We start from the raw sequence: 13,566 nt of genomic DNA, 5'->3' as shown, positions 1-13,566 counted from the left end.
CTGCTTACAAAGCTGCCAATGGATTTTTCAATAAATGTGTCGGGGTAGAGGCAATCAGATTTTCCCCCTTACATTCCGGATATTGAAAAGGGGTTTAGATGGCGCAGCGCTGCCACCACGTTGCTTGCGAAAGATCGCGCCCGTGCTGGCGAGGCTTTCAGCACGGGGTTCAGGCACCTCTAAATGCAAAGTGAACTCCTACCTAGAAACCCTGAAATACCTACCCGAATAACCCCCCGCCAGACGCAATGAGACGCGTTTTGCGGGGGTTTGCCGTTTCGCCACCACGCCCCTTGCGCGATAATTTGCGCACGCCTCCGTGCGGCAGGCGCAGCCTGCGCATACATGTTTGCTCCCCTCGCGCGCAATGCTTTCCCCGCCACGCCTGCCCGCTTTATGATGCGGTTTTCATGCACCTGCATGACATAAACGAAAGCCCGCCAGAACTGGCGGGCTGAGGGTAAAACCATCATTTGCGGATCATGCAAATTCATGCAGCGTAACGCATGAACTCACAAATCTGGAGGGGGCGCATTTTCTATTAACGGTAATACACGAGACTGCCCCACAAAAAGCTTCTCGGAGACAATATATTCACGTAAAATTTTCAGCCGCCTGTAATAGGCCATTACAGCACGTAACTGTTGCAGGGGATGGGCACCAATCATATCAAACTGAGCCTGATAACTTGACCACCCCAAACATCTGAAAAATATTCTAACTCGCTTACGAAGATTATCAGTAGTTTCCCTATCAATGTTTCTAATCTCGATACCACCATCTTCATCAAAGCCTGAAAGTCCATTCTCCTTAAAGTAGGCATATGTGTTTTTATACATACTTTCTAAACGGTAATAAATCAGGTCATTTTCCACACGAGCAGACGCATCTTGAACATTACGAGCTAAATCAGAGAGCAAATTTAACTCAATATGTCCTGGCGAATTATATTGAAGAGAGCTAATTTCTGGCCGATGTAAAACCGGAATAATATTTTTTAACCCAGAAAATATATTTACTGCCGATATACCACCAGTCCAACTTCCCATTAGGCGTAACATAGTGTTTCTAATCGATAATCTTCCAAGATGAGCTAAGCCATAATGAAAAGAGTATAGCTGTTCAAACACCTTTGGTATTACAGACAAGTCATTTATAAACAATTGATTGTCTAATCCGAGCATATAGCTTGATGTACGTTCTTGCTTTAAAACCAATGCATCATCAGTACATATTTCCTCATAAAGATAAGAGTCATCATCAGGCATATATTCATCTGGAAAGCTATTAGTGTGAAGAATGTTGTAATTCTTTCTTCCAGTTTCTGCATAATGATTACAGATAAAGGTATATTCACAAGACTGTATAATCTCCTTCAAACTCAATCTTTGGTTAAGATAAGAGTCTAAGGTAGACCTTGACACAGGAATTAAGCACCAACGATTGGCGCGTTCTGAATTATCAAGCCATACATAAAGAGCATCCTTATATCCACTACCTCTAAACAGACATACAAGGGGACCATCAAAATATACTAAATCAGAGTACCAAGAATAATCCCCGACACTTGACGCATTTATCCTTTTAGCATCTAACTTTATCATGGCAATTCTCTTACTACATGGAATCCATCAGCGAAATTCGCATCAACATAAGGGTGAAAATCAAAGTGGCCTTTTCTATTAGCAGGCATACATTTTCCATCAGTACACTGTACTTCCCCCATTGCAAGATGATCACCAATAGTTTTCTTAATATTTTTTATTTTTTTTGATAGCAGTGTATAGGCCAAGACCGCTTGCCGTTCTGACTCATACATTGATAACGCCCACATTGAACATTCTTGCGACTCGTCAGAAGCAATTCTTTGGGGAGATCTTTTTTTAGGAGGCCAAAAGCATGAATTAGTCATAGGATTAAGTGTAAAACGCCAGCATTCCTTATCACACTCAGTCGCTTCAGCAGGCGGGCATTGCGGTATGAGTGCACTGATGTGCTGACTATATTGATATTCGACAGCTGCGAGCTGTTCTATCTCTTCTTCGCCAGGCTCGGCTTGATTATCCAATTCAATTTCATCAACTTGATTTTGCTGGGTATTTTCTAAATCTGGCATCGGTTAAGCTCCTTTTCTACCTAATCAGTAATATGTTTTATAAAAGACGTTGCATATTGATTTACAAGAATTTAAGCCCACGGCTTTAGAGCTTAACATATCAAAAGGCAAACCTTTCAGCTATAGAATTGTATAAAATGCATACTAGCTTTGATTACATCAACCACATGGGGCGCTGCGTCAAGTTGTAGAATGAATTTAAATTAACACTTAACGCAGGCTTTCATCCTCCCAGACATACTGGAGAAGACCATTCAGTCGGCACTAATCGTCTTTATGGCTAAAACCTTACATTTCAGTAAATGTATAGCCGCCCCGGCAAACCCGTACGATTGTTTCAGGAAGCAGCGCGCAAAACCGCTTGCTGACTTCTTCATGGAATGTATCCATCACCTACTGGCTTATGTTTTGGTTCTTATCGAGCATGATTTCAATGCGCATCGCAGTAACCTAAAGGATTATTTATCAAGAGGAAAAGCCGAAAATACGACTGAAAATTGTTTGTTTGCCATCGCGGTGTTGCTTGCAATCTCAGCTATCAAGCTTAGTGCTATTTCCCTGTCCCTTTCCTTGCAGATCCCTTCAGTTGTTAGCCTTGCTATTAACTCAACCCGCTCAAGCATAACCCGCTCTTGTAATTCGTTATCCACGCGCCCTCCCCATCGAAATAACTGTACATCCATACAGTATCATAGCAACTGAAGTTATCGAAAGAAAAATGTTGCAGCAGAAACATGTTTTTATCTGCATGATATGAAACACCTTTTTTCGGCATAACCACAGCGGCAAATAAACTGCATAACCACAGTGGTTTAGCTATAAGTTGCCCTGTTTATGATAACTTTAGTCGATTACTGAACGTTTTTTGCTCTAACTTGCTCTGCCAATCGGTTAAATCGTTCTAATACGCCGATAGTTTTGCGCTCAATTTTTGGTCGGAATAGGTCGCCATAAGCCGAGCTGTAGAACATGCGGCCTGCAATTTCCGTTTGCGTACCACCAATAAGGCGCACAGCCAGTCCGCGGCTGATCGTTTCGCCGCATAAATCTCTCACCTGTCTAATAACGTTGTCACAAGCCGCCTCGATTTTGTCCGATCGCCGTAACTTCTTATGCCGTTTTTTGGGTTGCTCTGCCCTTATCCGAGTAAGAAGCTGGCGCCGTTCTTTCTTACTCATGCCATTCAGGTCGATTTTGTAGAAACTTTCCGGGGGGTTCAAATCCTCAGATCTCAAACCCCCCGTACAGTTATTGACAGAACTCCAAGAGGACGCGGACGCGTCCTGAAGGTCAAAATCAAAAGCAACGGCACGCTTCGGAACGATCTTCCACTGTGCCAGACGGGTCAGGATTGGCGTGTCTTCTCCAACTTCAGTGGCAAACACACCCTTAATACGCACTGTTTCTTCGCCGTATTCGTTTACTTCATCACTGGCCTGATACCAGGTGCGAACCGCCAGATCATCACGACGGACAAACGGCCCCCCCTGCGCATTAACGTATCCGGCCCAATCGCCAGCGTCGGCAGCATCATGCGCAGCAGCAAACTCAACACTCAGACCGTGGGCTGTTTCGCTGTCTGCCATGCGGCGCAACTCGCGATATACGGTGACAGGTGCACCACCGACAAACTGGAACTGACGGATGTGCCAGCGAGCGGCCCATGCGGAAACCGCTGGCGCAGTCTCTTTCAGCTCTTTACCGCTTTCATCATCCAGCTCACCATCGAGCGCATAGCCATCAATGTTTTTGGAAATGTATTTCGCCACGTAGCCGGTAGCACTACCTTTTTCTGGATCAATAGCTTCAGCGTGAAAGCGGGCTTTACGGGCTTTATCAGTAGTCAGCTCGCCGCTGTCTTCGTGATATGCGTAATCGCGGATTATCTGGCGCACCTGATCCACATTCTCAGGAAGCATGAACATCAACATGTGCCAGTGCGGAGTGCCGTCATGATGCGGCTCAGCAACGCGGATGCCGAAAATACGGATATCTTCGCGATGCAGTTTGGCGCGGATTTTTTGCCATACCGTGCAGAGATAGCGCTGCGTGTCTGAGGGACTTGAGCCGTTCCACTTACGGTTACGGTGGCCTGATTTGATAGTGGCGTGATAGCGGGCTGGCGCCGTCAGGGTATAAAACTCACCCACAAAGCCCATCTCGATGCAGATGTTTTCAAATCCGCGGATGCGGGTCATCAGTTCGCAACGACGGATCGCCGGATTAGCCACGCTGCCGTCGTATTTATCGATCAGGCTGATACGGTTGCCTTCTTCGTCTTCCAACTCCAGCGACTTCAGAAACTCGCGCGTGCGGCGCTTTTGCTCGCGCCATTCAGCAACGGTCATATTGCTGGCGTAGGGGGTGTGCTTTTTACTGACATTCGCCAACGCAATCTGAAGATGTTCACGCCATGAAGCAGCTACGCGGCGCAGTCTGCCTTTCCACCATTTTTCCGTCTGCATGCGCATGATTGCCGGGGTAACTTCTTCCGGGTCAAACAGGCGCGATGTGACTTTTTCCCACAACGGCGGAGTCTGGTTCAGCTCCCGCGTGATAGCAGCAGCGGTCATATAAACGCGGTGTGTGTACTTATAATCTGACTCATCGCTGGCCTGATGATGCGCCTGCACCAGTTCAGCCAGGATGAAATTTGCAACATCGCCAGCCAGCAAATCAACATCCGCTCTTGCCATATCTGGCAGGCGATTAAAGCGGCGCATTAACTCCCACAGCGCACCTACAGGTCTGGCAGCTCCGGTGTTTTGCGGTGCGTTATCAGTGAAAATATTGATTGTGCCGGCACTCATATCACCGAGGCGATACTGAGCGCTGACTACCTCAACGCGTGGCAATGTGCGCTCTACGAAAGTCTTCGTAAAGTACGCATTGGCACGGGCTGTACCCTGTGTTTTTTCCAGATCACTAATACGACGATTAACGTCGAGTTGCACCAGTGTTGGCTGCTTTTCAAGTAGCTCCTGTGCATGCGCTAAAGCCGCAATCATCTGGTTGCGGCTGTGCATTTCCTCATAAGTAGGATATGGGCTGGCGATGGCGCTTTTAGGTTTATTCCAGTCGTACGCCCAATCTGACAGGATTACAGACTCCATCATATTTCGAAGGCCAACTGCGGCATAAACAGATCACGCTCAGCGTCATAATTGAGTGAACTGGCGCTGTTCATAGATTCAATGCGCTCAACCAGCACAGCAGCTCTGGTCTCTTTACTCGCAGGCGCATAAGCGCTTTTGTTCCAGGCTTTGTCTATTCCGATATTTCGAGCAACGTTGGTGCTGTCTGCCGATGAGAGCGGCACACGCTTGAACAGGTCTTTGTTAAGCATCCGAAGCCCGTGCAACTTCGTGATCGGATATCCATTTTCATCGACTACATGACGGATAAGATCACGCAAACGTGCAGCACACTGCTTTGGCCTACTGGCGTCATACTCACCCATAGATCCCAGCGCCACGCGTGGAAACTCGTTGCACAGACGAATAAAACGCTCGTCTGATTCGTTCATATGCCACACGGGAACCCCGGTTACTTTCCCGTGGGGCCATTCAGTTATCAGCGCGTCGTTTTCTTCACCACTACCGCCAATCACGTCGGGAATAATGGCAAATGCAAATCGAGGGTGATTCGACCAGCGAGCCACAAAGTCGTAATAGCTCCCCCAATTCACGGCGCGCTTTTTAGTCCAGAAACTAAACGCGCCATTATCCAGCGCAAAACTCTGGCAAACCTCAGAGGCCAGCAAAAGCTGACCTGGGTTGGCAAAACTGATAAACGCATGCCTGCCTTTCCATGCTTTCAGTGCGCATGTCTCTGGCGTGATAGGCCCACCGTGGAAATGAATCATTGCGGCACCCCTGCTTCAACAGAGATGTCTGGCCCGGACGCCATATCCCAGCCAATTACAGCAAATTCATTCTGCGGTTTGAGCACTGCGATAATTTCCGCACCGCGCTTTGCATCACCGGCTTTGCTGCCAATGCTGCGAGGGGCTATCACTGAAGATGTGTTGAACCGGCTGTATAGCTGGCGAGTGAACTCGTTATCGCTGTTTGAACAAACCACCGCATTCGTATCAGCAATACCGGCTAACATTGATGCAAGTTGGCTATGCTGCTCTTTGCCAAACCCATCACCGAAATACTGACTGAATGTGCCGTCATATGGCGGATCGCAATAAACAACATCCCCGCCTTCAACCATCTGCAGGGTTTCTTTGAAGTCAGCACAGATGAAAGTCGCTCGCTGTGCTTTTTCGGCAAACGCTTCAATTTCAGCCAGTGGAAAATATGCGGTGTCGTTTTTGGCGAACGGGGTATTAAATCCGCCTTTCTGGTTATAACGACAGAGGCCGCGATATCCGTGACGATTCAGGTACAGGAAATAAACTGCACGCTGCAAAAGCGTCAGTGAAAGACAAAGATTAAACTCACCACGGATGCGGTAATAATCCTCAAAATTTGCGTTCTGGTTAAACATCTGCGCCGCCATAATAATAAACGGGCGCGTATGCTCTTTAACCTGACGATAAAGATTAATCAGATCGGGGTTAATATCAGCGACTAAATACTGAGGATAATCCGTGTTCATCATTACTGCACATGAACCCGCGAAAGGTTCAACCAGGCGCTTACCCTCCGGCAGATGAACAGAAAGAGCGGGCATAATGCCCGCCTTGCTTCCAGCCCATTTCAGAATGGTGCTCATACTGCACCCCCTGAATAATGGGCGCTCTTGAGTTCGCCGATTGACTTACAGGTCACGCAAAGCTGGACGCCCGGCAACGCACGGCGACGGGCTTCAGGAATTTCAGCGTCACATGACAGGCAGAAAAACTCACTCGCACCAGCAGGGTGCTGTTTTGCGTTCGCCAAATTGCGCGCCAGCTCTTCTTCAACTCGCTGTTGTACCAAGTCCATTGAGTCAGCCATTAGTGCACCGCCTCACGCGCTTCGTTCTCAAAACGTTCAGCTTCCTGACGAAGCAACTCAGCAGCTTCTGCACTGTTAAGCCCTTTCTGCTGAATGCGCATAGCCAGATCAGTTAAACGGCGAGCCGCCTGCAGGCCGCGCTCGGCGCGTTCTTCTGTGCGGGCCTGTGTAATGATCGTGGAAAGCTGCTCCACCTCGGCTTCGAACTTACGGGTTTCAATATTTCGCATATCTCTTTCTCCAGAATTTGGGCAAAAGAATGCCCGGCGGGTTTACGCCATTTATTTGTTTGGGGTTAATTAATTAGACAGAGCCAATCTTTTTGGAAATAAACTCACGACTGCTTTTAATTGATTCATCGCACGAATAAGCGCCGTTTTTTCATCAGTAGTCAGTTCACTAAAATCAACATCGTGTCTGTCTTTACCGATGCTCGCTAAAAAAAGAATCGCACTTAAAGCCCTCTTGTTTTCCTGATAATTGCCGTCTCTTACATCGCGCATATCAGAAAAGAACCGAGACAACTCTTTTTCACTATTACCGCCAAACTGAGAGCGAATTGCGGAAAGGTGATTTAAAGCTGAAACCCTCTGGCCTGCTGTCAGCTCGCCCAGCATTGCATTACCTTTGATAGCCATGATTTACCTCTCTGCTTTACTTCTTTACCCTGGCTGCACAACACCGGATGCCATGGCTTGCCGTTCTCACCCATAATCCAGCCGTTGCCGTATGACATTGACGGGCTTTGCTTCTTAAGACGTGCCGCTAATGAGATCATCGCGCCGCCCTTAACTCATGCCGATTGAAGCACCCAACCCGCTAATTGCATCAACGGTTGAGGCTAAAGTCGGATTGGAATGGATACGCGTTTGAACTGCTAGCGCTGCCAGCATCATGCAGCGGATGCCAGTGTTAGCAGCCTCTACGATCCCACGACGGCAAGTAGCCGATACCTTCCCGGAACCAAACGCACTTGCTGCCAGCACGCCCACTTCAGCAGTTGCCTTCAATACATAAGCAGGGTAATTCTCTTTTGCTAATTCGTTGACTGGTACACATGGCAGGCACTGCAACTGCGCCAACATGCCATCAACCAGTGTGGCGTCTTCTGTCAGGTCGGTAAGAAGCAACACTTCATCTGCGGTCAGTTTGTGAACCTGCTCAGGGTTCAGCTTATTGCGCAGGGTTTGCACCTTCATCCCCGCTCGTTGGGCCAACTCAGTAAGGTTATGAGTGGCAGCAAATTTGCGGCAGGCCTCGTCAAAGTGTGTTTGGGTGGAAGTCTTAAAATCAAACATATACCAATCCTTTGATTCACTTATAGTGAATTAACCAATTACTATTTCGAAACGAGAATGTCCCAAATTGGCGCGAACTTGCTTCTCTTTGTAGCGTGCGTAAAGAATGCGGGTCTTACCCCCAACGCGCTTCTTACCAGGCTGAAGGCATTTAGGCTCAGCCTCGAGCTGTCCGCGCTGGGTCATTTTTCTAACCGTATCAACAGCATATCCCTCAAGGCGGGCAAACTCAGATGTTGATACGGTTGCACTTGGGATGCGGATTGTAATAACTGGATTCATGTTGCAAAATCTCCTGTTGGATTATGAGTAGCGTTTAGTCTTTCTTGGCGCTAATCAGCTTCAATAGGTATTTAGCTTGAAGCTACAGGACGCACTTTATACTCACCCACATCTACATATCAAGAGGTTTATAGCTTGAAGCTACAAATTAACTTTGAGACCGGCGCTAAAGAAGTTCTTGATCGTGTAATCGAGGCGTACGGTTTTAAAACAAAGCTGGCCTTAGCTGACCACTTAGGTATCGCTAGCAGTAGCCTCGCAAACCGCTATACAAGGGGTTACTTCCCATCTGACATAGTTGTGAAATGTATGGCTGAAACCGGAGCTACTCTGGAATGGCTTGCAACTGGAAGGGGAAAAGCTAACGAAGATTCACAAAAAGTGAACTTCCTCGACCGTGCCTTACTGGAAAGGAAAGTTTTGAGTGGTGGAAGCTTAAGGGTTCTGGATACCGTCTCGGTGGATTCATCGCTCTTGACTTACTTCAGCGTGCCCTTGGTGAATCCATCGATCATTATAGAAGGTTCGACCCAATACGTTGCCGACTTTGGCGCAAGCGATCTGTTCGACGGACTTTGGTTAATAAGCATTGAAGGCTCACATTCAATCAAGAAAATTACCCGACTGCCTGGCTCACGCCTGAAAGTTTCAACCGGTAGTGAAAGCTTTGAGTGCGCCCAATCCGATATTGAAATTGTCGCGTTTCTTCCGATTTCATTAAGCTTGACTGGATCATTTTCTTTATGACCGTGAGAAAGGAATCGACAGGTAAGTGGCTTGCAGAGGTTTACCCCAACGGTGCGAATGGCAAGCGCATCCGGCGAAGGTTTGCCACAAAAGGAGAAGCGCTAGCGTTCGAAAATCATGAGATCGAAAAAGCAAATGCCAAACCTTGGCTTGGTGAGAAAGAAGACAACAGCACACTAAAAGAGCTGGTCGATATTTGGTATTCACGACACGGGATTACATTGAAAGATGGGGAAAAAAGACAAAAAGCTATGCATCACGCATGTGAGAGCATGCGTGAACCCCTAGCAAAGGATTTCAGTGCGCAAGGATTTTCAGATTATCGTGAAAAACGCCTAAATGGCTCCTTCGCTCGATCGTCTCGTGTCAAAGAGGTGTCACCTAGGACGCTGAACCTTGAGCTGGCTTATTTTCGGGCTGTATTTAATGAACTGTCTAGGCTTGGCGTCTGGAAGGGGGAAAACCCTCTAAAGCATGTACGCCCGTTTCGCACCGAAGAAAGCGAAATGGCATTTCTGAGTAAACAGCAGATCACTAGCCTTTTAGACGAATGCGAAAGAAGCAGCGTTGCAGAACTGAAAGTGGTAGTAAAAATTTGCCTTGTCACTGGCGCTAGATGGTCTGAGGCCGAATCGCTGAAATCATCTCAGGTAACAGCCAATAAAATTACTTTTATAAAGACCAAAGGTAAAAAGAACAGAACAATCCCCATTAGTGAATCCATCGTCAAAGAATTACCGCGCAATGACAAAGGCGAGTTGCGAACTGGTTCACTTTTTCCCTCTTGCTATGGGGCGTTTAGAGCGGCATTAAATAAAACGGGAATTGAACTTCCCGACGGACAATTAACTCATGTTTTACGCCATACCTTCGCAAGTCACTTTATGATGAACGGCGGAAATATTTTAGTATTGCAAAGAATCTTAGGTCACACTGATATCAAAATGACAATGCGATACGCCCATTTCTCTCCCGATCACTTTGAGGATGCGGTAAAGCTAAACCCCCTCGCTTAGTGGCGATGAATTGGCGATAGAGATTTCCTAGAGATACATATTGATGCGAATAGAAACCAACTAAGGCACTGATATTTATAGCAAGTTATTGTTTTTTAGTTGCTATACAACTTTCTCATAATCGCTTGGTCGCTGGTTCAAACCCAGCAGGGGCCACCAAAATTCAAAGGCTTGCGTACAATACGTGAGCCTTAGTCATTTCTTACGAATGAGATTGATGTATTTCCCCATTAGTCAGCACACAGCGATGCTCATAAAGTCTTCATTAGCAAAGTACCGCCCTCTCTCCCCCCACCCATCATCATCAAAATGCCGATAACTCTGACGAATCGCCATTAGCATGAAGGTGGTCAACAACTCTTTTTTTCACAACACTTAACCATTCTATCGCGGTCATATCCCATCTATCTGGCGCAAAATCATACTTATAGCGTTCAGAAAAAATCTGAAGATCGTCAGATTCTTGTTCAAATTCTTGTATGTTCGCTAGCAGCATTCTTAAATTGAAAACTGTTGAGGTGGAGAGATAATCATTTAAGAGGTTATCAAAATCACAATCAGGATCAATAAGATCGCAATCTTGGCCAAAGTAAGCGACGACGAGCGTATCCATCTCGCAGGATTTTGTCATATCAGTATCCATGTGGCTCCTTATGGCGTAGGGAATGCGGTGACAAGATAGTACTGTTTGCCATTGAAAGTGGTTGGCCTGATGACAATACGGACGCTGTAGGCTTTCTTAACCTCAGTTGCCCCTCGCTCAATGTAAGTGCCAATCGGGAAATTAAACTTGTGAGCATAAACAAGCGTAGTGCGAGCATGTGAATACTTTAAAGCATATTCCATCTGCTTACTCTTAACTGACAGCACCTCAGAAATAACCAACTCAGCTTGCCTAAGACTCCCAAAACTGCTGGAAATATGGGGTGCACGAGATTCAGAGAAACGAGCGATAAGCTGTTCTGGAGTCCTGCCAACATGGCGGGAAATCGTATGCCCTAAAGACCCACCCTCATGTTCCATCAACCTGATGCGACCCGAATAGATAGATGCGACTCGTGATGCTCCTGCCAGCGAAGCGAAGCCAATGGGTACAATTAAATCAACCGTCGCACCTATCTTGTAAGCCATCTCAGGATTCGCACCAAATTGGCTTGCTGCTTTTTCTGCAAGCTGTGCCGTTGCCGTTTCCATGCGGCGCCCTGTCCAAAGCTGTTTAATTGAGGTATTGAGCGTATCTAGACTATGAGAGCCCACCACCACACATCCAGCTTTCGTTAACATAGTTGGCTCAGGTACGACACACAAAACGCCTGCGCCAAAAATTTCAGCGACACCTCCCAAAACCCCCATCCCGCCCCAAAGTCGGTTACTGAGTGTTTCACCTTCACTCACGGTTCCTCTGCGTAAAATGGCCGCAAGCTGCACAGGCGAAAGTGCTACTGTTAAGCCGTCATCATCAGTCATTTTCAATCCTTTATCGGACGAAGTTATGAATATCGGATTACATTCAGATTAGGCATGAGGAAATTTTGTACAATAGTAAATATCTTAATAATCCCATGAGGATTAATGTTGCCAATAGGGATTATAACAGCTGTAAACTATTGAGTTATCGACATTGAATTCGTAAGATAAACATTCATGGTGAAATTAACATTCAGTACATTTTGATGCATCCCTAATACACAAACACCACGGTCAAACCAAAATAGTTTTATTATGAAATAACTTCTACTCGGCACCAATAATACTTACTTAAATATAGAATCACTCTAAGTATAGCCATTTTATGTATTATCAATTATTATCGAAGCAGGTGACATTCAGATTTCTAAAAAGAAAAAATAAAAATAATCAATAAATGAGATTCTAAATTGAAGACGCGAAAAATTAAGAAAGCCATCCTGTGGTTAATTCAGTCATTTATCTCATTCCCCTCGCAGCCATTGTGGCAGGCATCTACATATTCATACGATTCATTCCAAATTATGCTGCGTTTCTGAGTCTATCTTGGGTGATCTTTATTTCCTTCATATACATCAAATACAACAGATGGTATTGAATATTTTCAATACCATCTGTCATCACTCGATTTTAATTTCCGAACCAAGTCATCAATGATAGAGCTTCCCCCACATCTAGAGGAGAGGAGAGGAAACGAAATCGTATCGCAACCCATCACTCCCCTTCCATCCCACAAACCTGCCACCGCACCGAACTCACGCCCTTCTCCAGACTGATCCTGCCCACCAGATTCTCCAGCTGATCTGTCATGCTCGGTTTCCCCAATACTTCCGCGTTCACCTCCATACGGTGTGGCGGATCCATATCCTCGCTGTGCAGTGATTGCAGACGCAAACCGCTGCCGCCGAGGCTGTGCAGCATCAGGCTGCGCACCTGCACTTCATCCTGCGCCAGACAGATGATCTGCACTTTGTAGTGCTGTACCACCTCTTCAGCAGGCACCAGGCTCTGGCGATTGATCCCCTGCGCCAGATCCCGCAACAAAATGTTGGCACAGAGGATCACCATGCAGCCGATTGCCGCTTCCAGTAGCAATCCCATGCTGCACAACACGCCCACGGCGGCGGTGCACCACAGGGTTGCGGCGGTATTCAGTCCACGTACGTTGAGCCCATCACGCATGATTACGCCGCCGCCAAGAAAGCCGATACCGGAGACCACATAGGCCGCGACGCGAGAGGCATCGGTGGCGATGCCGGGTACGCTTTGCGTCATCAATACAAATAAACACGCGCCAGTGCTGACCAGCGCATTAGTGCGCAAACCGGTCATACGTTGGCGAAGCTGGCGTTCGCTGCCAATCAGCGCGCCCAGAACCAGCGCGACAGTGACGCGCAGTAAAAAGATTTTCCAATCCATCATAAACCTCACTCCGCCGCTTCAGGCTGGCGGAACATCAGGGGGTAATAAATGGATTACAGCCGGTGCCATTACCGCTGAAATTCAGCAGCATCACGCCAACAAAGAGGGGGAGATTCAGGAAGGAAATCCACCGTCTTAACGCACGGTTAAGACAGCGTAGAGGGCTATCTTACCGCAGGGACCTTTTGTAATCGTTCGGGACAGGTGTCCAAGGCTTTTATCCTCATGGGTAAAAATTCGCCGGGATTGTATCCCTCATACTGGTGGAA

General features: G+C 46.9%; 17 protein-coding genes. 2 read left to right on the top strand and 15 right to left on the bottom strand.

Translation table 11 applies throughout. The annotated features are described in order from the left end of the window. Positions 1-512: 512 nt before the first annotated feature. The 12 genes from ACPUC8_RS11880 to ACPUC8_RS11825 all read right to left on the bottom strand — a co-directional run bounded on the left by ACPUC8_RS11880 (position 513) and on the right by ACPUC8_RS11825 (position 8,645). A complete protein-coding gene (locus ACPUC8_RS11880; RefSeq protein ID WP_494926370.1) occupies positions 513-1,604 on the bottom strand; it encodes a hypothetical protein in 1,092 nt (363 codons plus the stop codon). Continuing rightward, positions 1,601-2,116 (bottom strand): hypothetical protein, encoded by a 516-nt coding sequence (locus ACPUC8_RS11875; RefSeq protein ID WP_494926369.1) that lies wholly within the window; start codon positions 2,114-2,116, stop codon positions 1,601-1,603. Before ACPUC8_RS11875 ends, ACPUC8_RS11880 begins: the two co-directional genes overlap by 4 nt. Positions 2,117-2,574: 458 nt before the next feature. After that, positions 2,575-2,766: a hypothetical protein gene (locus ACPUC8_RS11870; RefSeq protein WP_494926368.1), complete on the bottom strand. Its 192-nt coding sequence runs from the start codon at positions 2,764-2,766 to the stop codon at positions 2,575-2,577. A gap of 201 nt (positions 2,767-2,967) precedes the next feature. Then, the gene (locus ACPUC8_RS11865) at positions 2,968-5,232 is read right to left on the bottom strand and encodes a replication endonuclease (RefSeq protein ID WP_494926367.1); all 2,265 of its coding nucleotides are present in this window, start codon (positions 5,230-5,232) and stop codon (positions 2,968-2,970) included. Beyond that, positions 5,229-5,981 (bottom strand): hypothetical protein, encoded by a 753-nt coding sequence (locus ACPUC8_RS11860; RefSeq protein ID WP_494926366.1) that lies wholly within the window; start codon positions 5,979-5,981, stop codon positions 5,229-5,231. The genes ACPUC8_RS11865 and ACPUC8_RS11860 overlap by 4 nt, the downstream gene beginning before the upstream one ends. Next, positions 5,978-6,841 (bottom strand): DNA adenine methylase, encoded by an 864-nt coding sequence (locus ACPUC8_RS11855; RefSeq protein WP_494926365.1) that lies wholly within the window; start codon positions 6,839-6,841, stop codon positions 5,978-5,980. The genes ACPUC8_RS11860 and ACPUC8_RS11855 overlap by 4 nt, the downstream gene beginning before the upstream one ends. Beyond that, positions 6,838-7,065 (bottom strand): TraR/DksA family transcriptional regulator, encoded by a 228-nt coding sequence (locus tag ACPUC8_RS11850; RefSeq protein WP_494926364.1) that lies wholly within the window; start codon positions 7,063-7,065, stop codon positions 6,838-6,840. Before ACPUC8_RS11850 ends, ACPUC8_RS11855 begins: the two co-directional genes overlap by 4 nt. After that, positions 7,065-7,295 carry a DUF2732 family protein gene (locus ACPUC8_RS11845; RefSeq protein ID WP_494926363.1) on the bottom strand — a complete coding sequence of 77 codons (231 nt, stop codon included), beginning with the start codon at positions 7,293-7,295 and terminating at the stop codon, positions 7,065-7,067. The genes ACPUC8_RS11850 and ACPUC8_RS11845 overlap by 1 nt, the downstream gene beginning before the upstream one ends. Before the next feature lie 69 nt (positions 7,296-7,364). Continuing rightward, on the bottom strand, positions 7,365-7,703 hold the full coding sequence (locus ACPUC8_RS11840) for a DUF5347 family protein (protein ID WP_494926362.1): 339 nt from the start codon (positions 7,701-7,703) through the stop codon (positions 7,365-7,367). Continuing rightward, the gene (locus ACPUC8_RS11835; RefSeq protein WP_494926361.1) at positions 7,667-7,843 is read right to left on the bottom strand and encodes a phage filamentation protein Fil family protein; all 177 of its coding nucleotides are present in this window, start codon (positions 7,841-7,843) and stop codon (positions 7,667-7,669) included. The genes ACPUC8_RS11840 and ACPUC8_RS11835 overlap by 37 nt, the downstream gene beginning before the upstream one ends. A 10-nt stretch (positions 7,844-7,853) precedes the next feature. Then, the gene (locus ACPUC8_RS11830) at positions 7,854-8,363 is read right to left on the bottom strand and encodes a phage regulatory CII family protein (RefSeq protein ID WP_494926360.1); all 510 of its coding nucleotides are present in this window, start codon (positions 8,361-8,363) and stop codon (positions 7,854-7,856) included. Positions 8,364-8,393: 30 nt separating this feature from the next. After that, positions 8,394-8,645 carry a hypothetical protein gene (locus ACPUC8_RS11825; RefSeq protein ID WP_400458261.1) on the bottom strand — a complete coding sequence of 84 codons (252 nt, stop codon included), beginning with the start codon at positions 8,643-8,645 and terminating at the stop codon, positions 8,394-8,396. A gap of 135 nt (positions 8,646-8,780) precedes the next feature. Here ACPUC8_RS11825 and ACPUC8_RS11820 point away from each other — a divergent pair, with 135 nt between their 5' ends. Then, positions 8,781-9,392 carry a phage repressor protein CI gene (locus tag ACPUC8_RS11820; RefSeq protein WP_494926359.1) on the top strand — a complete coding sequence of 204 codons (612 nt, stop codon included), beginning with the start codon at positions 8,781-8,783 and terminating at the stop codon, positions 9,390-9,392. Next, positions 9,389-10,408 (top strand): phage integrase, encoded by a 1,020-nt coding sequence (locus tag ACPUC8_RS11815; RefSeq protein ID WP_494926358.1) that lies wholly within the window; start codon positions 9,389-9,391, stop codon positions 10,406-10,408. Before ACPUC8_RS11820 ends, ACPUC8_RS11815 begins: the two co-directional genes overlap by 4 nt. Positions 10,409-10,712: 304 nt before the next feature. On the opposite strand, the gene ACPUC8_RS11810 is transcribed toward ACPUC8_RS11815, so the two are convergent. The 3 genes from ACPUC8_RS11810 to ACPUC8_RS11800 form a co-directional block, all read right to left on the bottom strand. Continuing rightward, complete coding sequence (locus tag ACPUC8_RS11810) at positions 10,713-11,051, bottom strand: contact-dependent growth inhibition system immunity protein (RefSeq protein ID WP_494926357.1); 339 nt, start codon at positions 11,049-11,051, stop codon at positions 10,713-10,715. Positions 11,052-11,059: 8 nt separating this feature from the next. Continuing rightward, positions 11,060-11,875, bottom strand: a complete 816-nt coding sequence (locus tag ACPUC8_RS11805; protein WP_494926356.1) for an RNase A-like domain-containing protein — start codon at positions 11,873-11,875, stop codon at positions 11,060-11,062. Between the two features lie 714 nt (positions 11,876-12,589). Then, on the bottom strand, positions 12,590-13,294 hold the full coding sequence (locus ACPUC8_RS11800; RefSeq protein ID WP_058968944.1) for an MgtC/SapB family protein: 705 nt from the start codon (positions 13,292-13,294) through the stop codon (positions 12,590-12,592). Between the last annotated feature and the right edge of the window lie 272 nt (positions 13,295-13,566).

This window comes from Pantoea sp. CFCC18177 (assembly GCF_059412425.1).
Note: the sequence above shows the minus strand (reverse complement) of the source record. Positions and strands in the feature narration are given on the sequence as shown.

Excerpts from the sequence above, each read along its gene's own strand:
- ACPUC8_RS11855 (WP_494926365.1), bottom strand. The coding sequence starts at position 6,841 with ATGAGCACCATTCTGAAATGGGCTGGAAGCAAGGCGGGCATTATGCCC.
- ACPUC8_RS11875 (WP_494926369.1), bottom strand. The coding sequence starts at position 2,116 with ATGCCAGATTTAGAAAATACCCAGCAAAATCAAGTTGATGAAATTGAA.
- ACPUC8_RS11830 (WP_494926360.1), bottom strand. The coding sequence starts at position 8,363 with ATGTTTGATTTTAAGACTTCCACCCAAACACACTTTGACGAGGCCTGC.
- ACPUC8_RS11835 (WP_494926361.1), bottom strand. The coding sequence starts at position 7,843 with ATGATCTCATTAGCGGCACGTCTTAAGAAGCAAAGCCCGTCAATGTCA.
- ACPUC8_RS11880 (WP_494926370.1), bottom strand. The coding sequence starts at position 1,604 with ATGATAAAGTTAGATGCTAAAAGGATAAATGCGTCAAGTGTCGGGGAT.
- ACPUC8_RS11800 (WP_058968944.1), bottom strand. The coding sequence starts at position 13,294 with ATGGATTGGAAAATCTTTTTACTGCGCGTCACTGTCGCGCTGGTTCTG.
- ACPUC8_RS11825 (WP_400458261.1), bottom strand. The coding sequence starts at position 8,645 with ATGAATCCAGTTATTACAATCCGCATCCCAAGTGCAACCGTATCAACA.
- ACPUC8_RS11865 (WP_494926367.1), bottom strand. The coding sequence starts at position 5,232 with ATGATGGAGTCTGTAATCCTGTCAGATTGGGCGTACGACTGGAATAAA.
- ACPUC8_RS11850 (WP_494926364.1), bottom strand. The coding sequence starts at position 7,065 with ATGGCTGACTCAATGGACTTGGTACAACAGCGAGTTGAAGAAGAGCTG.
- ACPUC8_RS11845 (WP_494926363.1), bottom strand. The coding sequence starts at position 7,295 with ATGCGAAATATTGAAACCCGTAAGTTCGAAGCCGAGGTGGAGCAGCTT.
- ACPUC8_RS11815 (WP_494926358.1), top strand. The coding sequence starts at position 9,389 with ATGACCGTGAGAAAGGAATCGACAGGTAAGTGGCTTGCAGAGGTTTAC.
- ACPUC8_RS11810 (WP_494926357.1), bottom strand. The coding sequence starts at position 11,051 with ATGGATACTGATATGACAAAATCCTGCGAGATGGATACGCTCGTCGTC.
- ACPUC8_RS11840 (WP_494926362.1), bottom strand. The coding sequence starts at position 7,703 with ATGGCTATCAAAGGTAATGCAATGCTGGGCGAGCTGACAGCAGGCCAG.
- ACPUC8_RS11805 (WP_494926356.1), bottom strand. The coding sequence starts at position 11,875 with ATGACTGATGATGACGGCTTAACAGTAGCACTTTCGCCTGTGCAGCTT.
- ACPUC8_RS11860 (WP_494926366.1), bottom strand. The coding sequence starts at position 5,981 with ATGATTCATTTCCACGGTGGGCCTATCACGCCAGAGACATGCGCACTG.